The sequence below is a fragment of the Flagellimonas algarum genome (assembly GCF_040513375.1).
Lineage (GTDB): Bacteria > Bacteroidota > Bacteroidia > Flavobacteriales > Flavobacteriaceae > Flagellimonas_B > Flagellimonas_B algarum.
Window position 1 is genome coordinate 203411 of the sequence record NZ_JBEVTG010000002.1, and the last position, 25532, is coordinate 228942.

The 25532-nt window shown below is 46.3% G+C and carries 28 protein-coding genes; 20 read left to right on the forward strand and 8 right to left on the reverse strand.

The window, feature by feature from the left end; genetic code table 11:
* Nucleotides 1–55: 55 nt before the first annotated feature.
* The 13 genes from fabG to hisIE all read left to right on the forward strand — a co-directional run bounded on the left by fabG (nt 56) and on the right by hisIE (nt 11829).
* Nucleotides 56–802, forward strand: coding sequence for a 3-oxoacyl-[acyl-carrier-protein] reductase (gene fabG / locus ABV409_RS08115; protein WP_353877080.1), 747 nt, complete (start codon nt 56–58; stop codon nt 800–802).
* Between the two features lie 17 nt (nt 803–819).
* Nucleotides 820–2847, forward strand: a complete 2028-nt coding sequence (locus ABV409_RS08120; RefSeq protein WP_353877081.1) for a VWA domain-containing protein — start codon at nt 820–822, stop codon at nt 2845–2847.
* Nucleotides 2848–2858: 11 nt separating this feature from the next.
* Nucleotides 2859–3671 carry a prohibitin family protein gene (locus ABV409_RS08125; RefSeq protein ID WP_353877082.1) on the forward strand — a complete coding sequence of 271 codons (813 nt, stop codon included), beginning with the start codon at nt 2859–2861 and terminating at the stop codon, nt 3669–3671.
* 172 nt (nt 3672–3843) lie between these two features.
* Nucleotides 3844–4701, forward strand: a complete 858-nt coding sequence (gene hisG / locus ABV409_RS08130; RefSeq protein ID WP_353877083.1) for an ATP phosphoribosyltransferase — start codon at nt 3844–3846, stop codon at nt 4699–4701.
* Nucleotides 4701–5993, forward strand: a complete 1293-nt coding sequence (gene hisD / locus ABV409_RS08135) for a histidinol dehydrogenase (RefSeq protein ID WP_353877084.1) — start codon at nt 4701–4703, stop codon at nt 5991–5993. Before hisG ends, hisD begins: the two co-directional genes overlap by 1 nt.
* A complete protein-coding gene (gene hisC / locus ABV409_RS08140) occupies nt 5980–7029 on the forward strand; it encodes a histidinol-phosphate transaminase (RefSeq protein ID WP_353877085.1) in 1050 nt (349 codons plus the stop codon). Before hisD ends, hisC begins: the two co-directional genes overlap by 14 nt.
* The gene (gene hisB / locus ABV409_RS08145) at nt 7022–8158 is read left to right on the forward strand and encodes a bifunctional histidinol-phosphatase/imidazoleglycerol-phosphate dehydratase HisB (RefSeq protein WP_353877086.1); all 1137 of its coding nucleotides are present in this window, start codon (nt 7022–7024) and stop codon (nt 8156–8158) included. Before hisC ends, hisB begins: the two co-directional genes overlap by 8 nt.
* On the forward strand, nt 8155–8733 hold the full coding sequence (hisH, locus tag ABV409_RS08150) for an imidazole glycerol phosphate synthase subunit HisH (protein WP_353877087.1): 579 nt from the start codon (nt 8155–8157) through the stop codon (nt 8731–8733). The genes hisB and hisH overlap by 4 nt, the downstream gene beginning before the upstream one ends.
* Nucleotides 8730–9152 (forward strand): GNAT family N-acetyltransferase, encoded by a 423-nt coding sequence (locus ABV409_RS08155; protein ID WP_353877088.1) that lies wholly within the window; start codon nt 8730–8732, stop codon nt 9150–9152. The genes hisH and ABV409_RS08155 overlap by 4 nt, the downstream gene beginning before the upstream one ends.
* Complete coding sequence (locus tag ABV409_RS08160; RefSeq protein WP_353877089.1) at nt 9149–9928, forward strand: 1-(5-phosphoribosyl)-5-[(5-phosphoribosylamino)methylideneamino]imidazole-4-carboxamide isomerase; 780 nt, start codon at nt 9149–9151, stop codon at nt 9926–9928. The genes ABV409_RS08155 and ABV409_RS08160 overlap by 4 nt, the downstream gene beginning before the upstream one ends.
* A complete protein-coding gene (locus ABV409_RS08165) occupies nt 9921–10436 on the forward strand; it encodes a DinB family protein (protein ID WP_353877090.1) in 516 nt (171 codons plus the stop codon). The genes ABV409_RS08160 and ABV409_RS08165 overlap by 8 nt, the downstream gene beginning before the upstream one ends.
* Nucleotides 10437–10477: 41 nt before the next feature.
* Nucleotides 10478–11233 (forward strand): imidazole glycerol phosphate synthase subunit HisF, encoded by a 756-nt coding sequence (hisF, locus tag ABV409_RS08170; protein WP_353877091.1) that lies wholly within the window; start codon nt 10478–10480, stop codon nt 11231–11233.
* Complete coding sequence (hisIE, locus tag ABV409_RS08175) at nt 11230–11829, forward strand: bifunctional phosphoribosyl-AMP cyclohydrolase/phosphoribosyl-ATP diphosphatase HisIE (protein WP_353877092.1); 600 nt, start codon at nt 11230–11232, stop codon at nt 11827–11829. The genes hisF and hisIE overlap by 4 nt, the downstream gene beginning before the upstream one ends.
* Nucleotides 11830–11835: 6 nt before the next feature.
* Here hisIE and ABV409_RS08180 read toward each other — a convergent pair whose 3' ends face one another.
* Together ABV409_RS08180 and ABV409_RS08185 are read right to left on the reverse strand one after the other, a co-directional pair.
* The gene (locus ABV409_RS08180; protein ID WP_353877093.1) at nt 11836–12561 is read right to left on the reverse strand and encodes a LytR/AlgR family response regulator transcription factor; all 726 of its coding nucleotides are present in this window, start codon (nt 12559–12561) and stop codon (nt 11836–11838) included.
* Complete coding sequence (locus tag ABV409_RS08185) at nt 12561–13673, reverse strand: sensor histidine kinase (protein WP_353877094.1); 1113 nt, start codon at nt 13671–13673, stop codon at nt 12561–12563. Before ABV409_RS08185 ends, ABV409_RS08180 begins: the two co-directional genes overlap by 1 nt.
* Nucleotides 13674–13912: 239 nt before the next feature.
* Between ABV409_RS08185 and ABV409_RS08190 the strand changes: the two genes are divergently transcribed.
* From ABV409_RS08190 to ABV409_RS08200, 3 genes are read left to right on the forward strand one after another with little or no spacing between them, the layout of a single operon-like run.
* Complete coding sequence (locus ABV409_RS08190; protein ID WP_353877095.1) at nt 13913–14401, forward strand: YybH family protein; 489 nt, start codon at nt 13913–13915, stop codon at nt 14399–14401.
* Between the two features lie 5 nt (nt 14402–14406).
* Entirely contained in the window at nt 14407–15309 is a 903-nt protein-coding gene (locus tag ABV409_RS08195) for a hypothetical protein (RefSeq protein ID WP_353877096.1), read from the forward strand.
* A 53-nt stretch (nt 15310–15362) separates the two neighbouring features.
* Nucleotides 15363–16247 carry a hypothetical protein gene (locus ABV409_RS08200; protein ID WP_353877097.1) on the forward strand — a complete coding sequence of 295 codons (885 nt, stop codon included), beginning with the start codon at nt 15363–15365 and terminating at the stop codon, nt 16245–16247.
* Between the two features lie 64 nt (nt 16248–16311).
* On the opposite strand, the gene ABV409_RS08205 is transcribed toward ABV409_RS08200, so the two are convergent.
* From ABV409_RS08205 to ABV409_RS08225, 5 genes are all read right to left on the reverse strand, one after another.
* A complete protein-coding gene (locus ABV409_RS08205) occupies nt 16312–16461 on the reverse strand; it encodes a hypothetical protein (protein ID WP_353877098.1) in 150 nt (49 codons plus the stop codon).
* Nucleotides 16461–17120, reverse strand: coding sequence for a hypothetical protein (locus ABV409_RS08210; RefSeq protein ID WP_353877099.1), 660 nt, complete (start codon nt 17118–17120; stop codon nt 16461–16463). The genes ABV409_RS08205 and ABV409_RS08210 overlap by 1 nt, the downstream gene beginning before the upstream one ends.
* Nucleotides 17121–17191: 71 nt before the next feature.
* Nucleotides 17192–18277: a hypothetical protein gene (locus tag ABV409_RS08215; RefSeq protein WP_353877100.1), complete on the reverse strand. Its 1086-nt coding sequence runs from the start codon at nt 18275–18277 to the stop codon at nt 17192–17194.
* A complete protein-coding gene (locus ABV409_RS08220) occupies nt 18261–18800 on the reverse strand; it encodes a hypothetical protein (RefSeq protein WP_353877101.1) in 540 nt (179 codons plus the stop codon). The genes ABV409_RS08215 and ABV409_RS08220 overlap by 17 nt, the downstream gene beginning before the upstream one ends.
* On the reverse strand, nt 18800–19339 hold the full coding sequence (locus tag ABV409_RS08225) for an RNA polymerase sigma factor (RefSeq protein ID WP_353877102.1): 540 nt from the start codon (nt 19337–19339) through the stop codon (nt 18800–18802). Before ABV409_RS08225 ends, ABV409_RS08220 begins: the two co-directional genes overlap by 1 nt.
* Before the next feature lie 167 nt (nt 19340–19506).
* Between ABV409_RS08225 and ABV409_RS08230 the strand changes: the two genes are divergently transcribed.
* From ABV409_RS08230 to ABV409_RS08240, 3 genes are all read left to right on the forward strand, one after another.
* Complete coding sequence (locus tag ABV409_RS08230) at nt 19507–21912, forward strand: TonB-dependent receptor (protein WP_425589998.1); 2406 nt, start codon at nt 19507–19509, stop codon at nt 21910–21912.
* Nucleotides 21913–21916: 4 nt separating this feature from the next.
* Nucleotides 21917–22756 carry a DUF4249 family protein gene (locus tag ABV409_RS08235; protein ID WP_353877103.1) on the forward strand — a complete coding sequence of 280 codons (840 nt, stop codon included), beginning with the start codon at nt 21917–21919 and terminating at the stop codon, nt 22754–22756.
* 164 nt (nt 22757–22920) lie between these two features.
* Nucleotides 22921–23361, forward strand: coding sequence for a hypothetical protein (locus ABV409_RS08240; RefSeq protein WP_425589999.1), 441 nt, complete (start codon nt 22921–22923; stop codon nt 23359–23361).
* Between the two features lie 90 nt (nt 23362–23451).
* Here the strand turns inward: ABV409_RS08240 and ABV409_RS08245 are convergent, their stop codons facing one another.
* Nucleotides 23452–24252 (reverse strand): DUF1853 family protein, encoded by an 801-nt coding sequence (locus ABV409_RS08245; protein WP_353877104.1) that lies wholly within the window; start codon nt 24250–24252, stop codon nt 23452–23454.
* A gap of 72 nt (nt 24253–24324) precedes the next feature.
* Between ABV409_RS08245 and ABV409_RS08250 the strand changes: the two genes are divergently transcribed.
* Nucleotides 24325–25491 carry a vWA domain-containing protein gene (locus tag ABV409_RS08250; RefSeq protein ID WP_353877105.1) on the forward strand — a complete coding sequence of 389 codons (1167 nt, stop codon included), beginning with the start codon at nt 24325–24327 and terminating at the stop codon, nt 25489–25491.
* Nucleotides 25492–25532 lie beyond the last annotated feature (41 nt).

A 25532-nucleotide genomic window follows, 5' to 3' on the forward strand; every position in this document is an offset into this window, starting at 1 on the left:
AAACATCGCCCACATCACGTATATTTGATAGCATACCGACCAAACAATAAGACATATGAAACTTTTAGAAGGAAAGACGGCCATCATTACCGGAGCCAGTAGGGGAATCGGAAAAGGAATCGCAGAGGTATTCGCGGCAAACGGGGCGAATGTGGCGTTCACTTACAGTTCTAGCGAAGGTCCGGCCATTGCCTTAGAAAATGAATTGAAGGCATTGGGGGTACAGGCCAAGGCATATAAGAGCAATGCAGGTAGTTTCGAAGAATCGGAACAACTGGTAGCCGATGTTTTGTCCGATTTCGGAACGGTTGATGTATTGATCAACAACGCCGGAATCACCAAAGACAACCTTCTCATGCGTATGGGTGAGGAGGACTTTGACCAAGTCATTGAAATCAACTTGAAATCGGTATTCAACATGACCAAGGCCATCCAACGTACTTTTCTAAAGCAGCGTAAGGGGTCGATCATCAACATGAGCAGTGTCGTTGGGGTCAAAGGCAATGCCGGTCAAACGAACTACGCCGCTTCAAAGGCGGGTATGATCGGATTTACCAAATCGGTCGCCCTCGAACTGGGTTCTCGAAACATACGATGCAATGCCATTGCCCCTGGCTTTATCGAAACCGAAATGACCGATAAGTTGGACGAAAAGACCGTACAGGGTTGGCGTGATGCGATTCCGTTGAAACGTGGCGGAACCCCGGAAGATGTGGCTAATGCCTGTCTTTATTTGGCCAGTGACTTATCTGCCTATGTTACCGGGCAGGTATTGAACGTCGACGGGGGGATGTTGACCTAAATTAGCGATATACAAGCATGCAATATGGTACCGTTTTATTGATCGTACTCGCCGTTCTGGTTGCATGTACCCTTGCATATTTCCAATATTACCATAAAGTACCAAAACGTCCGTACAGCTTTGTGCTTGCCTTGCTCAGGGGCTTGGCCGTTTTTGCGGCACTAGTATTGTTCATTGATCCAAAACTCGAAAAATCGGAGTATTATCTAGAAAAACCGGAACTAGTGGTTTTGGTTGATAATTCTTCATCCATTTCCGCACTTGGGGGTGATTCGGTTTTGGTCGATGTTTTGGATCGGATCAAATCAGATCCCACACTTGAAGATCGATTCAACCAACACTTTTATCGATTCGACGAGCGGATCGAGGAAAACGACAGTTCCGATTTTTCCGGACGAACGACCGACCTGGCAGCTGCCCTTGAAAACTTGTCCGACTTATACGACTCCAAAACAACGGCAATGGTGGTCTTGACCGATGGCAACCAAAACTTGGGTAACGATTATGAGTATGTGAATATGCCGGCATCTGTCACGACCCTTCCGGTTGTCATAGGCGATACTACCCGATACCAAGACCTTCGGATCGATCAAGTCACGATGAACAAGTATTCCTTTTTAGGGAATTCTTTTCCTGTTGAGATCGGTTTGGTTTATTCCGGTGCCAAGGCGGTAGAAACACAACTTTCCATAGTTTGGAACGGGCGGACCGCTTTCAAGGAAACGGTTACGTTCTCACCATCAAATCGAGCTCGTACGGTTTCGACCACTTTGCGTGCCGATCGTGTTGGACTACAAGAAGTACGACTGTTGGCCACCGGGATACCTGATGAACAGTATTTGGCCAATAACACCCGGTCTGAATTCATTGAGGTCATCGATGAAAAAACCGATATCCTCTTGGTCACCTCCTTTATGCATCCCGATCTAGGTGCGCTTACAAAGTCCATTGAATCCAATGAACAGCGCACGGTCAGTTTACTTTCGCCAAAGAGCGCCCTCGAAAGGATGGATGGCGCTGATCTGGTCATTTTGTACCAACCTGACAACTCCTTCGGCCCCTTATATGAGGCGATAAGTAACAAAGGTGTCGGGAAGTTCACCATTACCGGACCAAGAACGGATTGGCAATTTCTAAATCGGATACAGTCCGCGTATACGAAGGAAAGTTACACCCAATCCGAGAATGTCTTGGCCGATAAAAACGAGGCCTTTTCGAGTTTTGATATCAGCGGTTTCGAAATGATCGATTTTCCACCTTTGGAGACCACATTGGGAGAATTGTTGATTACCGTACCCTACGAGGCCGTGGCCACCCAGATCATACAAGGAGTGCGATTGACCGATCCCCTTTTGTTGACCCTGGGGGAAGATCGAACGAAAGAAGTGCTTTTGTTAGGTGAGAACTTATGGAAATGGCGGTTGCAGGACTATCGTTCCAATCGGAGTTTCGAAATGTTCGATGGTTTCATGGACCAGTTAATGCGCTATCTAGGCGATGCCGGTACACGAAATAGACTGGAATTGGATTATGAGAATGTCTTTCAAGGTGATGGCCTTGCGAGGATCAATGCGTCCTATTTCGATGAAACCTTTACGTTTAAAAGAAATGCCAGTCTGGAAATTGAAATTTCAGGGCCAAATGGGTTTAACACCCAGCGTCCAATGCTTTTGAAAGGCTATCAATATGAAATCGATTTGGCCGATTTACCGGCGGGGGAGTATGGTTTTACCGTTACGGAAACCAATGACAACCGAAAGCGGTCAGGCAAGTTCAGCATACTCGATTTTGATTTGGAGCAACAATTCCTTTCGGCGGATGACGGAAAATTGGCCCGTTTTGCAGGTCGCAACAATGGACAGCTCTATTATAGCGATGCGGTTGGGGACTTGGTCGACACCCTCCATTCGGACGACAAATACCTTCCGGTTCAAAAAAGCACTAAGAATGTAGTATCTTTAATAGATTTTCGCATCATGATGTTCCTCATCGTTCTTTTTTTGGGTGCGGAATGGTTAATAAGAAAGTATAACGGATTATTATAAAACACACGAAAATGGATAGATTACCAAGAATAGCCCTACCGATCGTTTTCATTGCGATCTTACTTATCGTTTTTGTTTCCAAAACGATCGTTCGCATCGGTCCTGGTGAAGGCGGTGTATTGTTCAAACCGGCCGGAGGGGGTGTCGTAACCGACAAGACCTATGGTGAAGGATGGCAAATCGTCGCACCCTGGAACGACATGTTGATCCATAAGGTGCGCCAGCAATCGATAACCGATGAGATGAACGTGCTATCGGTCGACGGCCTGCAGGTTTCGGTTAACGGAACCATATGGTTCGAACCCGAATACGAAAACCTCGGGAATCTGATCAAAACCAAGGGGGAGGATTTTATCGATGAATTATTGGATCCCGCCATCAACTCCGCCGCAAGGAGCGTAGTAGGTCGATACACACCCGAGCAGCTTTATTCGAGCAAAAGGGATGTGATCGAGCAAGAGATATTGGAAGAAGTCCGCAAGGAACTCCAAGGCCAATATTTGAACGTAAAACGGATTTTGGTCGAGGATGTGAAGTTGCCCCCGACCATCAAGGAGGCCATTGAACGTAAGCTAAAACAAGAACAGGAAAGTCTAGAGTACGAATTCAGGCTGGCCAAAGCTGAAAAGGAAGCGGAAAGGCAACGGATCGAAGCCCAAGGTAAGGCCGATGCGAACCGTATTTTAAGTGCCTCCTTGACAGACAAGATCCTTCAAGACAAAGGTATTGAAGCTACTTTACAGCTCTCTCAGTCACCAAACTCCAAAATCGTCGTGGTAGGATCGGGCGATAGTGGATTGCCCTTGATTTTAGGAAATAACTAAAGGAACCTTTTTTGTATAAAAAATATGTTTTAACTTCGTCAACGAAATGAAAAACGTATCGACACATCACCATATCGTAACTATCGCTCAGGCGAGGTAACGATATTTTGTATGTCAAAATAACCGAACCCGTTTGAGCAATCAAACGGGTTTTTTGATTGTACCAAGTGTTATGAGCAAGATTAGGATTGCTGTCCAAAAAAGTGGAAGACTTAACGAAGATTCATTGAGGATCCTCAAGGATTGCGGTATTTCCATAGACAATGGAAAAGACCAATTGAAGGCTGAAGCCCGAAATTTTCCAATGGAAGTGTTGTACCTCCGAAACGGTGATATCCCACAATACCTCCGTGATGGGGTAGTGGATATCGCGGTTATCGGAGAGAACGTTTTGGTTGAAAAGGGTGAAGACATCGAGACCGTCGAACGTTTGGGCTTCTCCAAGTGCCGGGTTTCCATGGCTGTTCCGAAAGGGACCTCTTATGAGGGGCATCAAGATTTCGAAGGCAGACGTATCGCGACTTCCTACCCGAATACGGTGCGAAAGTTTTTGAAATCCTGGGGTGTAAACGCCGACATCCATTTGATCAATGGATCGGTTGAAATCGCTCCGAACATCGGCCTTTCTGATGCCATTTGTGATATCGTATCCAGTGGTAGTACCCTGTTCAAGAACAATTTGAAAGAAGTAGCGGTACTGCTGAAAAGCGAAGCCGTACTTGCCGTGTCACCCAAAATCGACGACGATCGAAAAGCGATCCTTGACAAACTCCGCTTTCGCATACAGTCCGTTTTGCAAGCACGCCAAAACCGCTATGTTTTGATGAACGTGCCGGATGCCAGTCTCGATAAGGTCATTGAATTGTTGCCGGGCATGCGCAGCCCGACCGTTTTGCCTTTGGCGCAGGACGGGTGGAGTTCGGTTCATACCGTGATCAACAAGGATACCTTTTGGGAGGTCATCGATGCCTTAAAATTGGCAGGAGCGGAAGGGATTTTGGTTTGTCCTATCGAAAAAATGGTACTGTAATGAAAAAGATCCTTAAGCCGAATAGAACGGATTGGCCTGGTTTGTTGGAACGGCCGACCCAGACCTTTACGGATATCGAACCGGTAGTCAGTACTATTTTCAATGAGGTTGCCTTAAACGGGGACGCTACCCTTAAAAAATATACGGAGCGATTCGACAAGGTGGCGTTGGAACGGTTTGAAGTCAGTGATGAAGAGGTTCAGGCAGCTCAAAAGCAGGTATCCCAAGAATTAAAGGAAGCGATCGCCTTGGCGCAAGCGAATATCAAAAAATTCCATGCGGCCCAACGTACCGAAGCCGTGAAAGTGGAAACCATGCCGGGCGTTCAGTGTTGGCAGGAAAAACGACCGATACAACGTGTAGGGCTATACATACCAGGGGGTACCGCCCCTTTGTTCTCAACCATACTGATGTTGGCCGTACCGGCGAATTTGGCCGGTTGTGAAGAGATCGTGTTATGTAGTCCCCCCAATGTGAATGGGGAATTGGACCCAACCATACTATACACGGCCATCCAATGTGGGGTGACCCGAATTTTCAAGATTGGCGGAATTCAGGCAATTGCCGCCATGACCCTTGGAACGGAATCGGTACCGAAGGTCGATAAGATCTTTGGCCCGGGCAACCAATATGTGACCGTAGCGAAACAATGGGCGACACGATTCGGGGTGGCCATCGATATGCCTGCCGGACCCAGTGAATTGATGGTAGTGGCGGATCGCACTGCCAATCCGGCTTTCGTTGCTTCCGATCTGTTGAGTCAGGCCGAACACGGCACCGATAGCCAAGTGATTTTAGTGACCACGGATGTAGCGATCCTAGATGCCGTTACCCAAGAATTGGCCGTTCAAATCGAAGCCTTACCACGCAAGGAAATTGCAAAGCAGGCTATTGGCAATAGCCGGCTTATTTATGTGGAGACCGATTCGGAAGCTATTGCGATGATGAACGCCTATGGACCTGAACACCTGATCGTCTGTGTTGAAAACGAATCGACCTATCTCGACGGGATCAAGCATGCCGGTTCCGTCTTTGTTGGTGACTATACCCCTGAAAGTGCTGGGGACTATGCCTCCGGCACCAACCACACCCTGCCGACCAACGGATACGCCAAACAATACAGCGGGGTCAATTTGGATAGTTTCATGAAGAATATGACTTTTCAGAAAATCAGCGGTGAAGGCCTAAAGGCTATAGGGAACAGCGTTGAATTGATGGCTGCGGCCGAAGGGCTTCAGGCCCATAAGAATGCGGTCAGTATACGATTAAAACAGTTGGATGAAGGCATTTGACATCAATACTTGGGTAAGACCCTCCGTTCAAGGATTGCAACCGTATTCTTCCGCCAGGGATGAATTCAAAGGGGCGGATACCGAAATGGTGTTTTTGGATGCTAACGAAAATCCCTTTGAAAATGGTGTGAATCGATACCCAGATCCACAACAGCGTGATTTGAAAAGGTATTTGGCCGAACAACGTGGCCTCCGTAGTGGGCAATTGTTATTGGGCAATGGAAGTGACGAAGTCTTGGACTTGATTTTTCGGGCGTTTTGTGAACCGAATGTAGATAATATCATCACTTTACCACCCACCTATGGCATGTACAAAGTGCTTTCGGGCATCAATGCGATAGCGAACAGGGAAGTTTTATTGAATGAACGCTTTGAACCCGATGTCAAGGCGATATTGAATAGGGTAGACCCCAATACGAAAATCCTCTTCCTATGTTCCCCGAACAATCCGACAGGTAATGTTTTCAATAGGGATACGGTTGCCGAATTGCTTCAAAAATTTCAAGGTTTGGTGGTCATCGATGAGGCTTACATCGATTTTACACAGCAACCGTCATGGACCATGGAGCTGGACAACTACCCGAATCTGATCGTTACCCAAACCTTATCGAAAGCCTATGGTATGGCAGGCATACGTTTGGGTATCTGTATTGCATCGAAAGCCATCATCGAAGTACTTAACAAGATCAAACCGCCATATAATGTCAACGCTTTAACACAAAGCAAGGCCTTGCAAGGGTTGCGAAGCCAGCGAAGGTCTTCTGAAGTGCTACACATTTTGGAAGAACGTGAGCAACTTGCAAAAGCTTTGGAGACCGTGCGGTTCGTTAAAAAGACCTTCCCGACCGAAGCCAATTTCATACTAGCCCGGGTCGACGATGCCGATCGCCGCTATGATGAACTGTTGAAGTTGGGCATTGTAGTTAGAAATCGGTCATCACATGCCCGATGTGAGAACACCTTACGGTTTACCATCGGAACAAAAGAAGAGAACAAGTTGTTATTGGAAGCATTAAAACAATTGGACAATGGCTAAAAAGGTATTATTCATCGATAGGGACGGCACCCTTGCCCAAGAACCACAAGACGAACAGCTGGATGCCTTCGAAAAGTTGGTCTTTTATCCTAAAGTGTTTACATACTTGGGTAAAATTGCCAAGGAATTGGATTTCGAATTGGTCATGGTGACCAACCAAGATGGTTTGGGAACACCTTCTTTTCCGGAAGCGGATTTTTGGCCAGTACAAAATTTCTTGGTACAGAGCTTTGAAAGTGAAGGTGTTGTGTTTTCTGAAATATGTATCGATCGAACCTTTGCCAAAGACAATGCCCCAACCCGGAAACCGAATACAGGCTTGCTTACACATTTTCTGACAGCGGAATATGACATGGAAAGCTCCTTCGTCATTGGGGATCGCTTGACCGATATGGAGCTAGCCAAGAACTTAGGGGCGAAAGGCATCTTTATTAACGACGAAACGCACTTTGGTGTCGATGAAATAACAACTTCAAAGACTGACCTTTCTGCCTACATCGCGCTGGAAACCAATGATTGGAAAGCTATTTATAGTTTTTTAAAACGCACAAAGCGTGAAGGAAAAATAAAAAGAACGACCCATGAGACCGATATTGACATTACCCTAGATCTCGACGGCACGGGGGTGTCGAAGATCGATACGGGCTTAAAATTCTTCGATCATATGCTGGATCAATTGGCGCGACATGGCCAAATGGATTTGGAAATCACGGTCAAGGGGGATCTTGAGGTGGATGAACACCATACCATTGAAGATACCGGAATTGCGCTTGGGGAGGTATTCCATGAAGCCCTGGGCACCAAATTGGGCATTGAACGCTATGGGTTTTGCCTTCCCATGGACGATTGCCTGGCGCAGGTTGCCATAGATTTCGGGGGGCGCAATTGGTTGGTATGGGAAGCGGACTTCAAAAGGGAGAAAATCGGCGACATGCCCACCGAGATGTTTCACCACTTCTTTAAATCCTTTACCGATGGGGCGAAAGCGAATCTGAACATCAAAGTGGAAGGAAACAACGAACACCACAAAATAGAGAGCATCTTCAAGGCCTTCGCCAAAGCCATTAAAATGGCGGTCAAACAAGATATTGAAAAAATGGTATTACCGTCAACAAAAGGGATGTTATGAAGGTAGTGATCATCGACTATGGTGCAGGCAACATTCAAAGCATCAAGTTTGCCTTTCAACGTTTGGGCGTGCATGCCATACTGAGCAACGATCGCCATACTATCGAAGCAGCCGACAAGGTGATTTTTCCTGGGGTTGGCGAAGCCAGTAGCGCGATGGGCAAGCTTAATGAAAGTGGTTTGCATACCCTCATCCCGACCCTGCGACAACCCGTATTGGGCATTTGCCTTGGCATGCAACTGATGTGCCGTTCTTCGGAAGAAGGCGCCACACAAGGACTTGGTATTTTCGATACGGATGTGGTCCGTTTTACCAACGGTTTAAAGGTGCCACAAATCGGATGGAACAAAATACAGCAACTTCGCTCCCCCTTGTTCTCAGGGCTAGAGGATGATTACATTTATTTGGTACACAGCTATTATGCCCCATTGACCGAGAACACCATAGCCCAAAGCACCTATGGGTTCGCCTATAGTGCCGCTTTGCAAAAAGACAATTTTTACGGGGTACAATTCCACCCGGAGAAGTCCAGCACCTATGGTGCCGAGATCTTAACGAATTTCTTGAAGTTATGAAGGAAGCCGGCTACCAAATATCGACCGACCCCGATAAATTGGATATCGATTTCGTATATCGGTATCTGAGTCAAACTGCCTATTGGTCAAAGGGGAGAACGAAGACTCAAGTAGAAACGGCCATGGCCCATTCCCTATGTTTTGGAATGTATACACCCGATGGATCCCAAATAGGATTCGCAAGGGTAGCTACGGACTTTGTGGTGTTCGCCTGGTTGATGGACGTCTTCATTTCACCAGGGTATACCGATCAGGGCCTTGGCAAGACCCTAATCCGTCATGTGATGGAGCACCCCGATCTACAGCAAGTCAACGGTTTTGGTCTTCGAACCAAGGATGCCCAAGCACTCTATCGCAAATTTGGCTTTGAAACGATTGAAGACCCTGATACATGGATGTTTAAAGACAATATGAAATGAGAATCATACCCGCAATTGATATCATCGATGGGAAGTGTGTTCGTTTAACAAAAGGCGATTACGATTCTAAAAAAGTGTACAGTGACGATCCGTTGGAGATGGCCAAACGATTTGAAGGTCACGGAATCTCCCATTTACATCTTGTCGATTTGGATGGGGCAAAATCCAAGCATATCGTCAATCACCGTATTTTGGAAACCTTGGTGGGCAAAACCAATTTAAAAATTGATTTTGGAGGGGGCTTGAAAAGCGATGAAGACCTGCGCATAGCTTTTGAAAGCGGGGCCCAACAAGTGACCGGTGGAAGCATAGCCGTAAAGGACGAGGCTACCTTTTTGGGATGGCTCGAACGTTTCGGTCCCGAAAAGATCATTCTTGGTGCCGATGCCGACAATGGCTTCATCGCAGTTTCGGGATGGCAGGAAGCTTCCGAAATGAAATTGATTCCGTTCATCAAAAAGTTCCAAAAAAAGGGCATTAAGAATGTCATTTGTACCGATATTTCAAAGGATGGGATGCTGGCCGGACCTGCATTCGAGCTTTACGGTGAGATTTTAAGGGAAACCCAAGTGACCCGAACCGAAATTGGGGGTAGCGGTGTTGTCGATCACGTTGAAAATGGGATCAACCTGATTGCAAGCGGGGGCATTTCTTCCATTGACGAGCTGCCAAAACTAGCCCAAACCGGATGCGAAGGGGTGATTATCGGTAAAGCCATATACGAAGAACGCATCAGTCTGAAAGCACTGGAAACCTATATCATAAACCATGGATAAGCTGACCGAATTTCAAAAGGAATTCATCACCAACTGTTGTTACAGAATGGATGAAAGTGTACGAATGATCGAAATTGCCATGGAAAAAATCGATGAGACCCAGGTTTGGCAGCGCCCCAATAGTTCGCTGAATAGTTTGGGGAATTTGATTTTGCACCTTTGCGGAAATATGACCCAATATGGGATCGATTCGTTAAAGGATCAAGCCGATAGACGGGACCGTGACGCGGAGTTTCATCAAGAAGATGGTATGACCAAAGCCGAACTGTTGCAACAGTTGCGGGAAACGGTCGCTGAAGTCAAAGCCACGTTTTCGAACACCGATACGGAACGCTTGTTGGCCCATCGCAAAGTGCAAGGATTCGACTTTTCAGGAATCGGGAATATAATCCATGTGGTAGAACATTTTTCCTACCATACCGGTCAAATTGCGTTTTGGATCAAACAGTTGAAAGACACCCCACTTGGCTTTTACGACGGCCATGATTTGAATACGAAAAACGAATAACTAAAATACGGTCCTGAACAGCTTTTAAGGACACTATAATCATGCTGACAAAGAGAATCATACCCTGTCTCGATATCAAAGACGGCCGAACCGTGAAAGGGGTCAATTTCGTTGCCCTTAGAGACGCAGGTGACCCGGTCGAATTAGCGCAACGCTATGCCGATGAGGGGGCCGACGAACTGGTATTCCTAGACATTTCGGCTACGGAACAACGCAGGAAAACCTTGGCGGATCTGGTCTACCGGGTTGCCGAAAAATTGAATATTCCGTTTACCGTCGGGGGTGGTATCGCTTCGGTCGCCGATGTGGATATCCTTCTCAAGAATGGAGCGGATAAGGTTTCTATCAATTCCGCTGCGGTAAAACGACCGCAACTGATTGATGAACTGGTCGCCAAATTCGGTTCACAATGTATCGTCGTGGCTATCGATGCCAAACAAGTCAACGGGAACTGGAAGGTGCATTTGGTGGGCGGAAAGGTAGCTACCGACATCGATTTGTTCGATTGGGCGAAAGAGGTGCAAGATCGCGGGGCAGGGGAGATCTTGTTCACCAGCATGGATCATGACGGCACCAAAAACGGTTTTGCCAATACGGCTTTGGCTCAACTTTCGAAAACACTCCGGATTCCGGTGATTGCATCCGGTGGAGCAGGAAAAATAAGCCACTTCAGTGATACCTTTAAAGCAGGAGGGGCCGATGCTGCCTTGGCGGCCAGTGTTTTCCACTTTAAAGAGATCGAAATAAACGTATTGAAACAACAATTAAACTCGGAAGGGATTCCTATGCGCATATGACAATAGATTTTGACAAAAACGGCAATGGATTGGTGGCCACCATCGTTCAGGATGCAACGACCATGAAGGTGCTTATGCTCGGCTATATGGATGAAGCCGCCTACGCCAAAACGATGGAAACCAAGCAGGTTACCTTTTTTAGCAGAAGCAAGCAACGCTTATGGACCAAAGGGGAGACCAGTGGTAATTTCTTGGAGTTGGTCGACATCAAAGTCGATTGTGACCAAGATGCCGTATTGGTTTTGGCCCACCCGAAAGGACCGACATGCCATTTGGGCACAGGAACCTGTTGGGGAGAACCCAACGAAGCTTCTTATGGATTCTTAACTGAATTGGAGTCGGTTATCGCCTCACGCAAAGCCAATTCGGAAGATGAAAAAAGCTATGTGGCTTCCCTGTTCCGAAAAGGGATCAATAAAATCGCCCAAAAGGTCGGCGAAGAAGCGGTAGAGACCGTTATCGAAGCCAAAGACGATAATGAGGAGCTTTTCTTGAACGAAAGTGCCGATTTATTGTTCCATTATCTGATTTTATTACAGGCCAAAGGCTACCGTCTTGACACCGTGGTCGATGTATTGAAATCCAGACACGAATAACGGAACTCATTTCTTAAAGAGCGATCGATTGAGAACGGTTTGATGCAGCTTGTCCCTATAGTTACGACTGATGGGGATTTCAACCGAACCCAATTTCAGTTTCGCTTTTTCGACGGATGTAATTTTGTCGATCGCCACCAAATACGATTTATGAACCCGTAGAAAGCCCTTAGGGGCAAGCAAGGCCTCGATGCGTTTCATGGTCAATAAGGGCATATATTTTCGATCCTTGGTGTGGATGACCACATAATTTTGCATGGCTTGCACGTATTCGATCGCGTCAAAACTGATTTTTTCGTAAATCGAATCGCATTTGACAAAAAAATAGGCTGCATCGGCTTTGTTGAATGTTGGGATCGTTTGCTGCCCCAATTCAAAATACTCCCGAGCTTTGGTGACCCCTTTAAAAAAACGTTCGAACGTAACTGGTTTGACCATATAGTCCAAAACATCCAGTTCAAATCCTTCCAACGCATAACTGGGGTAGGCCGTAGTGATGATTATCATTGGCCTGTTCTTGGTTGACTTCAGGTATTCGATACCGGTCAAAATGGGCATTTGGATGTCCAAAAAAATCAGGTCAATGGGCTGGGATTGCCCCAATTTCGAAAGATCGGTGGGATTTCCTCCTTCTCCTATCAAATTCAAAAAATCAATTTTGGAAATATAGTGTGCCAAGCCCTCTCGGGCTAAAGGTTCATCATCGATAAGTACACAATTCATCGGTCGCATCAGGCGGTTAAGGTGCTAGGTGTATCGGCTGTTTTTACATTGATGTTTAGTCGGACTTCGTGTTTTTCATGATCCTTGATAATCGTCAAGTCGTGGGCGTTCGGATAGATCAATTCCAATCGGCGTTTGACATTTTCCAAGCCAATGCCACTGTATTCCACTTCGCGGCTCACCGCAAGGCTATCTTTGCTGTTGGCCACCTCGAATAGAACCTTACCATCAATGACCCGTAAAAGGATGGATATCCAATTTTTCCGATCAGCATGATGGGAAATATGTTTAAAGGCATTCTCAATAAACGGCATTAAAAGAAAGGGGGCAATGACGAGGTCAGCAGTAGCGTTTTTGTCGATTTCTACCTGTAGTTCGGAATTCGCCCGCTCTTGACGCAGGTGCTGCAATTCTATGAAGTTTTCCAAATAATCCAACTCATGCCCTAAATTGATAAAAGGGGCATTGCACTCGTACAGCTGATAGCGAAGGAGCTCCGAAAACTTCGCTAGGGACTCCGATGCCTTATCCTGGTCTTTATGGATGAGCACAAAAATGGAATTGATGGTATTGAAAAGGAAATGGGGGTTGAACTGTGAACGCAAGAACTTGAGTTCGGTTTGTAATTTTTCCTTTTCCATCGTATTGCGATGTTTTTCGGAGGCGATCCAATTCTTCGTCAATTTGATACTCATCGCCAAGGTCATACTGGCCAAAGTCGATGGTAAGGCATTGTTCTTGAACAGTTCGAAAAAATCGGAAGGAGGAAGGTAAAACAGGGTCTCGAATGGCTGTTCGACGATCCAAGCATTGACGAAATACCCACCGATAATACCGGCTGAAGTGAAAATCACCGTAGCAAGAAGCAAAGGAATATATGCCCACACCTTACCTTGTTGTAAAAATTTCGGTATTAAATAATACAGATTGAAATAGACCCCTAAGGCTTGCATGCCGACATAAAAAAGGAATTTGGTGGTATAATCGGAATATAAGATGTTCTGGGTGGCTTCAACGACACTGCCACTGGTCAATGACCACCAAAAATAGTGGTAGAAAAACCAAAACAACAAGTGGTACAATTTGTACGTAATGATAAACGATAAAATCCTTTTCTGCATGCGCTGAACTTCCCTATAAATTAAATGTAATCAAAAAGAATCGTCCGAGATCAAGTCTTGTATTGGCTATTGATGAACGACAGTGAATCATTGACGAAATTGCATTTTGGTTCCCTTGCGGCATGGCATACCGTTAATCAAGTTCAAGTTACACCTTGTCAAATTTCCAAGCCCGGTCGACATTCTCTTTTTGTGGCGTAGGCAACCTTAATTTCCTTTACTCAATAAACGAGTCGATCATGAAAAGAATCAAGAAGAACGTATGCGCTTTTTTTATCATCTGCCTTGTTCCCTTATTCGGGTTAAGGGCACAAGAGCAGTCAGACGAAGCAGAAGCTAGGGCCCAAATAACGGCAACGGGTGAAGCCGTTCGCGAAGCCTTCAAAAAAGGGGATGTGCAGACCATTGCGAAATACCACCATCCTGAGGTGATCAAGGCATTGGGCTATGACAATGTTAGGGTAGGGCGTGAAGCGGTCATGCAAGGCCTCGAAGAAACCTTAGCCTCCTTCAACCTAGAGTTCCTTGATGAAAAATTGGAGGAAGCATTTGTTTATGAAGGTGATCTGGTCATCAAACAAATGAAGTTTGCCCTACGCCTGATACCCAAAAACGGGGATCCGCCCTTCGTTTTCCGAGGCCGGACCTTACTCGTACTAAAACGTTTTGAAGCCAGCCCGACCGGTTGGGCCACGCTGCATGAAATCATCCAACCCTATCAAGAGTAATGGCTATGAAACATGTAACGATTCTTAGCATATGTCTGTTCTTTTTCAGTGGAATACGAGGAAATGTCCCCGCCGTTCAGGCCCAAAGTGAATGCTTTGCTTTGGCCATGGAGGGTAAAGATACCCAGGCTTTGGTCTCCATGTTCATCGAAGAATCGATCCTTTTGCCTGAATACGCGCCTATGCTGCAAGGTCAAGCCAGGATTCGTGGTTATTTTGAAGATTTGTTTTTAGCTACTGAAACCGTCCACTTTGAAAAGCATCCTTTTGAAATACAGCAATATGATACTTATGTTGTTGAATTGGGGACCTACAAGCATCGTTACAAAACAGTAAATGAAACTCCTATTGATTACGATGGTAAGTACTTGACTTTTTGGAGGATGGAAGGCGACACACCGATTATCATCGCACACATTTGGGGCGCTTCCAAGTATATGGAGGCCACGCAATTGGTATTTGAAAAACCCGTTTCGGAATCGCCAAGTTTTGAAATCAAACCAACGGAATGGTCTAGGGCCATAGAATACATCCGTCTCAAAGCCTATGATGCCGTACTCAAAGGGAATGCCAATAAGCAAACCGAGCCCTATGCCGACGATGCCGTCTATATGACCTATTATGACCCACCATATATCGGTAAGACCCGTATTTTAGACTACTACCGAGACCACTACGATCCTTCGGTGACAAGGGATTCGTTAATGACCAAGGCCGTGCGCATCATCGAACTGGATAGTCACGCCCTAAAATTCGGGGAATATTATGTAGAATGGACCTATGAAAACGAGGCTTACTATATCCGTGGAAAAGGGCTATCCGTATTCCGTAAAAGGGCAGACGGACAAGTCGAAATATACCGACAAATGATCAATCACAGCATGCCACCAAAATCTAAAAATCCATGAAAAATTTCTTGATAACACTTTGCTGTTTGTGTTGCTATTTAAGTCAAGGACAAATGAAGCACATTCAATACGAACAACATCGTACGGACACCCTCCTTTCCGAAAACCCGTTCCGGAAATTCGTAGGCGAGTGGACCCTCAAAAAAAATCGTTGGATCCATAATTGGGGCGGTACGACCGATACGATCCAAATTAAAGGGCATCATACGGTAACAACCGCCTTGAATACGGCTAACAGCTTGCTGTCGATCATCGATGGTCCGGCCCCCAACGGGCAGATTTATTGGTCCTACAATCCCATCACCGGGGCGGTCGATCATTTGTCAAGTTTCGGAACCGTTCGGGCAGGTGTAGGTCATGGAAGTATTTCCAAAGATGGGGATGTCACCTTAAGAATCACCTTCGAAGGGGAACCAAAAGGCACCTATAGGGTTTACCACTACAGATGGCTGTCTGCCGATGAGTATCATATGAAGTCCGTACAGTATGATCAAAACGATAGCCCCACCGGACTATTTTATGAAGGAAACTTCATTCGCATATCACAAAGCGATAGCAGCACACGCACAGAGATCGAAAGGGTTTTGGCAGTTCTTGACGATCATACCGTTCCGATTGCCCAGCAATTGGAAGTATACCATGAACAGGTCGTTCATATGGCCCCTGATGCTGAAGTAATCTTAGGCAAAAAGGCACTTGGTACGTATTTGCAGACGCAAAGATCCTACGGAAAGGTAGTTATGGAACATCACATCGATGAAGTGGAAAATTTGGGGGGACTGGTGCTCATGCGCGGGGGCGTCTCAGGGCATTTTTATCCCAATGATGGGGGTGCGGCAATGCGGTTCAAAACCAAGAACCTCTTTGTGTTTGAAAGGGTAGGGGGGCATTTGAAAATCAAGAAGGTGATATACAATAGCAGCCCAATACCCCAATGAACCCGTTTCCGTGATTCAAGTGCCCTATGGCTTCATTGGTATGGGATGTATAAGCATGGGTACTTCAAAGGTGTTGGATGTCGCCGACGGTGACCCAATTAATGGCTATTGGCATCCAGTTTTCATCATCGTCTTTAGCGAAAACAAGATTTGAATCACAGTACACACGGCGGGTCAAAATCGGTTGTCGTTCTTCGAAGGGTTGCTTATCCATCAATCCAGCTGTTTTTTGTATCGGTTTCGTCCCATATTGAAAATTCCGAGTTTGATACCAATCCCGGCCGAAAACCCATTAATGCGATCGATAGGGCTATCGGTCAATTCGATCTTACTGGAAAACCGATACCTGACCCCTGCTTCAAGTTGGGCATATCGCGATATGTTGAACAAGGCACTGACACCAGGTTCGACGACGAAGATGGCATCGAGGTCATCCTCATCCGGATCGAATTCGTCACTTTCGATCGTTTCGCGATCGGCATACCCAACGGCACCACCACCGATGAAGAGCGGAAAAGAGAGACTGACCAATGATTTTCCGAAAAGAATGGGTTCGAGATGAAACCCTGCATACCCTGCGAACAGATCGTCATTCTGTCCTGATTGTGGGTTGAAGACATCCTGTCGCGAATAGAGTCCTCTAGCTAAAAAACCGACTTCGAATTGTTGGTTGGCCACATAGGCCACTTTGAACGTTCCGATGTAGGTGTCTTCCCCTTCGATTTCACCATAGCCTAATCCGATGCCCACATATACCCCATGTACGACGTTACTACGGTCATTGAAGGTGATGTAGTCATCATCATCTTGGGCTTGCATTATCAAACTGGTCAACAAGGTTAGAAAAAGGAATTGCGTTTTGAAATGGTACATGTTTAAGCTCTGTTTTGATTGATTACTTTTAAAGACAACACAGGAGGGTAAAGGTTGCATAGCCGCCGATTTTAATCGTTCAAGGTTACGATGCCCTTGACCCCTTTGATCGAAACGCGTCCTGTTTTCATGGCGCCGAAGGTCGCTTTGATTTCGCGAAGCTTCTTGCTTTTATCCAAGAGTTGTGATTCAACATTCTCGAAACTTCGCGGTAACCGCACGACCCCTTGTTCTAGGGTAGCGTCGAATCGATGCGAAAAACCGGTTACGTTCAAATCAATATCCGAAGATTCTTGATTGATGGCGATCTCGGTATCCGGTCCTGAAATGTTGCGCACCATCAAATCCGCGATTTTCAGTTCGAGATCTACCTCCTTATCAAGTCGTTCTATCGCCAAGGTGGTGAATTTTAAATTTCCATAAATGCTTCCTACCGCGTCCACACCGATACCATCCTTGTTCGAATAGATTTCAAGGGCACCGATTTCACCCAAGCTGATCTCGGTACCGCTACTGTTCAATCGAAGACTTTTTGAATCGGCCATATCCAACTCACCATTCTTAAGGTTCAGGCTGGCATAATCCAGGTTCCTCGCCTTTACTTTGCCAAATTTCAAAATCACATCCGCCTTGCCCAGGTCATCGTTGATCCAAAGATCCCCATGTTCGACCAAGGCACGTAATTCGCCACTCCAATCTTCAAGGAACACATCGCCGAAACGATTGGTGACCCGCAACTTGGCCTTTTTCGGCAAGAAAATCTCGTAGTCGATCTGTACACGGCTCCGGTCCACATCGATGGGGTTGTTGCGATTGAAAAAATCAGCCAACCAGCCCGTATTTTTGTTTTCGATCTTGGAGACCACCGAAACATAGCCACTGCTGGTCTTGATTTCGGCTTCGATTCGAGAAAGTAATGATTTGGCCGTATCATATTTTCTATGGTTGACCTTAACATCGATCTTAATGGCAACTCGGTTTTGTTCCCATCCGGTCAAAGTCAGCGAACCGTATTTGTTCTCGACCATCAATTCACCGTCCATATCCAAGGGGTATTCCTTTTCGATCGTCTTAGACACGCGCTCCTGTGCCCAACCAAGTTGTACCGAAAAGAGTACAAAGGCCGTCCACAGGATTGGTTTATAAAGTGTATCCATAATTCCCTTCGTTATTTTTTGTTGCGTTGATCTGTTGCAATAAATTCTCAATTAGTGCTATGCGCTGTTTGTAGTTGGCCACGATGGCTTCCAATACGCGCTCATTATCCAAATTGTTACGCATCTCTTCACGCAACAAGGCGTACTCGGCATCCAGCTCATCCATAAATGCCAAGAATTCCGTTTTGTCCGACGCTGATAAATGCGGACTGTTTTGTACCAATCGTACCTGGTACGACACCAAACCCTGATAATGCATGTCGATTTCCAAAAGTTCCTTTGAAACGAATTGCGTTTGGGCAGGACTTTCGTTATATATCGATAAAGCCGTAAAGGCCCCGATTCCAAAGAGAATGGCGATACCGGCTGCAATCTGGGCCATGGGGCGTTTCCAAAGCGGGATGACTCTGGGTTCAGGTCGTTCTATGGCTTGTGAAATCGCAGCCCACATTTTCTCCTTGTCGGCCTTATGGGTGTCAAATTGCCCTGCTTGCTCCCGAATGTGTTTTTCAAAATTGTCCATTACAAGCGTTGTAAGATTTCCAATAATTTTTTCTTCGCCCTGTGGTATTGCGATTTGGAAGTACTGGTCGTAATTCCTAAAACCTCGCTAATTTCCACATGGTCGTAACCCTCAATCAAATAGAGGTTGATGATCTGTTGGTACCCCTCCGGCAATTTGGCAATGCCCTGCCGTACCTTCTCGATGGTAACCGCCTCGGCTTCGACCGGGGTTTCCTCCTCCAAATGGAACTCATGCTTTTCCATTGGGACTAACGGTACTTTTTTCAAACGCAAGTGGTTGATGCTCTTATTGATAACGATTCGTTTCAACCAGGCCCCGAAACTGCTTTCATACTTGAAACTGTGCAGTTTTTTAAAGGCATCGATAAAACTTTCTTGAACGATATCCTCTGCATCTTCCTTATTTCCCAAAAACCGCATTCCGACATTGTACATAGCATCGACATAACGCGAATACAGTTCATACTGTGCGCTACTATTGCCGGTCTTGCACTGCTCGACCAGATGTTGATGTGTGAAGCGAATGTCGGTTTCCAACGGAAATGGTTTGCGTTGCTATTGCTAAAGACAGCCACAAAAGTAAGGGGTTGCATGGAAATTTGATTTTTCATCGGAAATGACAAAAAAATGCTGAAGATGCAACCTTCGAATTTCGAAGCTGTCTATGGTGGTGAAACTTTTTTACAACCATCTAAAATCAAAAAATGGACAACAAACGAACGAAAATTCCCTTGTGGTTCAGCAAGTGGATGACCGGATTGCTGCTATGTATCATGGCTTCCCAAGCCTATGCGCAGCAAAACCACACCATTAGTGGCACGATTACCGACAAAAGCAATGGGGAAAGTCTTTTTGGGGCCACGGTGTTCTTAACAGGTACCACGATCGGCGGGGTGACCAACGAATACGGGTTTTATTCCATTACCGCACCTGAAGGGGAGTATGTGCTGAACATTTCGTACATGGGGTATAACGATGTGAACCTTACCATTACCCTTGATCAAGATTTAAAAAAAGACATTGAAGTCATCGAATTTTCAACCGCCTTGGAAGAAGTGGTCGTCACCGCCGAAGAACCGGAAAGGGCCATTCTGCGAAAACCCGAGATGAGCGTGGTCAAATTGAATGTCGGTACCATCAAGCAAACCCCGGTGGTGTTGGGTGAGGTCGATGTGTTGAAATCGCTACAGCTCTTACCAGGGGTCACCAACAATGGGGAAGGTACCGGTGGTTTCCATGTACGAGGTGGGGCCCAAGACCAGAACTTGGTGTTACTCGACGAGGCCATTATCTACAATACCTCCCACATGTTCGGTTTCTTCTCGGTTTTCAATGCGGATGCCATCAAAGACGTCAAGTTATATAAAGGCGGGATTCCTGCACGTTTTGGAGGACGGGTTTCCTCGGTGCTTGATATTCGTCAAAAAGATGGGAATCGGAAGCGATTCGCAATGACCGGTGGCATTGGATTGATATCTAGCCGACTGACGGCCGAAGGGCCACTTTTTGGTGATAAGGGGTCGTTTTTGATTGCGGGCCGTCGCTCTTATGTCGACCTGATATTGGCTGCCGCGGGTGAAGACAATCGGGTTTCCTTTTACGATTTGAATTTAAAGACCAATTACAGCATCAACCGGAATAACAAACTGTATCTAAGTGGATATTTCGGTCGCGATGCTTTTGACTTCGCCGGTATCTTCGAGAACAGCTATGGCAACGGGTCGGGCAACCTACGATGGAACCACATTTTCAACGATCGATTGTTTTCAAACCTATCGGCCATCGTAAGTCGCTACGACTATGACCTGAATTTCGATCAAGACGATTTTGAATGGATCTCTTCGATCACCAATTACAACTTGAAATACGATTTGAAATATTATGTGAACGATCGGTTTAGTCTTGATTTCGGCTTGAATGGTATTTATTACGATTTCGATCCCGGGCAGATACGTCCCACTTCGGATTCCTCGCCGATCAATCCTTTGTCCTTAGACCAAAAGCGGGCCTTCGAGAGCGGGGCCTACCTCAATGCGGAACATAAATTGACCGATCGTTTAACGGCCCAATACGGCTTGCGATACAGTACGTTTACCCGTTTGGGAGGCCAACCCATTACCGATTACGCCAATGGATTGCCTGTAGTCTACAATGAGGAACTCGGCATTTACCAAAGGGGGGAGGCCATCGGTGAAACCGAATTTGCCAGAAGCGCCACCATAACCGATTTTGGAAATTTCGAACCCCGGATTTCGCTGGCCTACCTATTGAACGAAAATGCCTCGATCAAAGCCGGATTTTCAAGGGCGGCCCAATACATCCATTTGTTGTCCAATACTTCTTCGGTAACCCCCTTGGATGTGTGGACCCCAAGTGGCCCATTTATCGAACCCCAACTCTCGAACCAATATGCCATCGGCTATTTTCGAAACTTTAAGGACAAGGAGTATTCGTTGGAACTTGAAGCCTATTACAAAACCGTCGACAATCGTATCGACTACATCGATGGTTCCGAGTTGATTGGGCAAAACACCATTGAGACCGAAATATTGAATGGGGAAATGCGGGCCTATGGACTGGAATTTTTGTTGCGGAAAAACGAAGGTGATCTAACAGGTTGGTTGGCCTACACCCTTTCAAAATCCGAACAACGTACCTTGGGTGGTGCCGCCGGTGGCCCGGGAATCAACAATGGGGACTGGTACAACACCTTTTTTGACCGCACCCATGATATTTCTTTGACTACGGCCTATCGGTACAACGAACAATGGTCGTTCGGTGCCAATATGGTCTTTCAGACCGGCCGTCCCGTGACCTATCCAAACGGGCAATACCAATATGAAGGACTCTCCATTGCAAGCTATGCCCCGCGTAATTCGGATCGCTTGCCCGCTTATCATAGGGTCGATGTATCGGCCACCTACAAACCCAAGAAATACCAGAACAAACGCTTTAAAGGCGAATGGGTACTCAGCATCTATAATCTGTACCACAGAAAGAACGCCGCTTCGATCTCATTCGGTCAAAACACTGAAACAGGGGCGAACGAAGCCACACGCACCGCCATTTTCGGTATTGTACCCTCATTGACGTATAACTTCAAATTTTAATCCGATGAAAAAGATAATTCGCATACTCCCGATACTCTTGTTGACCATCTATTCCTGTACCGACGTAGTCGATGTCGAAGTCCAAACCGGACCGGAACGACTGGTTATCGAAGCCTCGCTGGATTGGGAAAAGGGCACCAGTGGTACTGTTCAGACCATTGCATTACGGACCTCCTCTCCCTTTTTCGATGAGGATGGTTTTACAGATGTGGTCGGGGCGACCGTCCAAGTCACGAACAACGATAGTGGGGAATTGTTCCTCTTTGCCGATATGCAAAACGGCACCTATAGGACCAACAGTTTCAACCCGGTCATCGGTGACTCCTATACCTTACGTGTCACCTATGCCGGCGAGGTGTACTCGGCAACGGAAACCATGACGCCGGTTACCGAGATTACCGATGTTTTTCAAGACCGGGCCGATGGTTTCGATGAAGAGATCCTCGAAGTGCATGTGTTGTTTACCGATCCGATTACCGAAGGCGACAACTATCTGTTCCGCTTTCAAAGGCGTGGCGATTTGCTCCCTGATATCGAAGTTGCTGAAGACGAATTCGTGAACGGCAATGAAATCGACTGGTGGTATGAGATCGAAGACGAAGACGACGTTCCTCCATTCGAAGCCGGTGATATCGTGGATATCGAAATGATCGGGATTTCAAGGGACTACTATGATTATATTAAGATCATCGCTGAGCAATTGGGTGGCGTGGGAATATTCGAGACCACCCCAGTAGCCGTGCGAGGAAACTGCGTCAATGAAACCGACCCTGATCGGTATGCGTTCGGGTATTTTCGGGTAACCGAAGTCGACAAGGCCAGTTACACCTTTGTTGCTGATTGAACTTCATTGGTATTAGGATCGATGTGTGAAGGTGTCGGGTTGCTAGCGCCCGACATTTTACCACATTGATGTTAAAATATTCTCAAAATCGCAACCATTATAAATCATGGTGCAACCCGACAGCAAGTACTACTGTCTTTGATAAAAACAAAACGAAAATGCAAATGAAACGAATCTTCTTAACAGCGGTTTTGGCCATAACCGCCACGGTACCCAGCATGGCTCAAGAATTCAAGGTGATCACTAGTGTCGAATCGATAATTCCCAGTGGATTGGGACGTTCACGGATCATTTCGGCAAACGAGGAAAAGGATTACCAAGCCTATACCAGTGTGCAGACCGAAGAAGACAACACCCGGAACAAATCAAGTAGAAGTGAGATACGGGTCAAGAATTTTGAAGAAACCAAACTGCTGAACTTTTTTAATCTGGGCGGAATCCGCTTTCAGAACATTGCGGCGAACGACGCTTTGATTACATCAAAGATCAATGCCATGGTCGCTGATGGTTGGGAATTGGTCTTCGTTACCAGTGCGGTCGAAAGTGCCGCTGGAAAGGGAGACGCTAACGGAATTTTCATAACACGCTACATTTTTAAGCGTTAGGTTGATTGTAGATTGATTGCTAAAGCCTTCCGAAAGGGAGGCTTTTTTTGTCGCATGCGACAGGTCGCTATATGGAATACGTTGTGGGCCCTACCACCAAACCACGAAGAGTTTGGACAATCCGCCATCGGAATCCTTGACCCAAAGTAGCGGCGATTGCTTTTTGACCATCCGGATATTGACCTCCATCAAAGCTTCGAAATGGGTCATCCAAACTACTGCTGAATGGGGTCGAAGTGGCCATTCGCTCTTATACGGGATGTAGTACTTGGCAGATCGAAATGAATTGGTCTCAAAATCCTCAAAAGTAATCCATTGCCCAAGGATGCATGAAGTGTTGAGCGGTCGTATGGAAACCGGCCCCGAATAGGGCTCAAAAAGCTGGGCCTTAAAACAACAACGCGAGACGACATCCTCCAAAGCCACATCAAGACGCGGCCAAAGGTCGGTCAGACTAGGATGGGAACGCAGTGGAAACTGTTTGGACTTCAGTTTTTCCAATTTCGTAAAGAACATGTCTTTTTTGTTCGGCCCGACCAATCGGTAAATCGGTTCCGAAATGCTGGAATCGATCAGATAGAACTTAAAAGCCAGTTCAACATGGAAAACGGCTTCCGTAGCCTGTTCCTTAACGATAAAATCGAGTTCCCCGACCCTGATTTTCCCTTCTTCGACCAATAGGTTCGATGCCAAGAGCCCATATCGACCGCTTTTTTCAAGCAACCACTCGAAGACCCCTTCCATTTGGTGCCCCAATCGGAGCCCTTCTTTTGGCTCGAACCCGTCTTCTTGTTCTAACTGGATTTCCGGGAAATCGAATTGCTCCAGTCCGAATTGGGAGTTCGTCCAAAGTGGCGGGGTTTCATAAAAGCCTTGTAGGAGCGGATGCATGGTTCAAAAGTAGCCAACGTTAACTTTTCTTAAAAGATTTTTTCACTGTCAGGAATGCCGTAATTTTAACAAATGGCTATGGAACTGAAAAAAGGATTTCGTTTTACCCCTTACGAAGCTCCCGATCAATCCCCGTTTGAGAAACTTTTTGAGATCTTTCAAGAACTGATTACCCATACTTCGGGGGATTTCGACGAAGCGATTGATTGGTTGCGACAATTGGACGTGGAATATGAACTGACCGATGACGCGTACACCATCGATGATTTTATCGAAGACCTCAAACGCAAAGGATACGTTCGTGAAGAATTCGAAGATGGGGGAGGTGAACCGGGCGAAGCGGAAGACGAAGGGGAAGAGGGCGATGGAAATGGAGGCAAGATAAGCATCACCGCCAAGTTAGAGCAACTATTGCGCAAGCGGGCCCTGGATCAGATTTTTGGAAAAATAAAGCGCAGTGGTTCAGGAAACCACAAGACGGGTAAATTAGGCCAAGGTGATGAACATTCCGGCGAATTCCGGGAATACCGATTCGGTGATACGCTAGACCGTATTTCGATGACCGAGAGTTTGAAAAACGCCCAAATCAACCATGGAGTAGGGGAGTTTTCACTCAATGAATCGGATTTGGTCGTAGAAGACACCGAATTCAAGGCCCAGATGAGTACCGTATTGATGATCGACATCAGTCATAGTATGATCCTCTACGGTGAAGACCGGATCACACCCGCTAAAAAAGTGGCCATGGCCTTGGCCGAATTGATCACGACCCGCTATCCGAAAGACACCCTTGATATTCTGGTATTCGGCAACGATGCCTGGCCCATTGCCATAAAGGAACTGCCCTATCTTAAAGTAGGGCCTTACCATACCAATACGGTCGCCGGACTGCAATTGGCTATGGATATGCTACGGAGAAAAAGGAATACGAACAAACAGATTTTCATGATCACCGATGGCAAACCGAGTTGTTTACGCTTACCGAATGGTGATTATTACAAGAACAGTGTCGGTCTTGACGATTACATTGTGGAAAAGTGCTACAACATGGCGGCCCAGGCCCGTAAGTTGCATATACCCATCACTACCTTCATGATCGCCCAAGATCCGTATTTGATGCAGTTCGTTAGGGAGTTTACCCAGGCGAACCGCGGTAAAGCCTTTTATACCGGCTTGAAGGGGTTGGGTGAAATGATATTCGAAGATTACGAGAACAATAGAAAAAAACGCATCAAATAACCCGGAAAGCGAAGGCATGATTCCCTTCCAATGAATCCGGT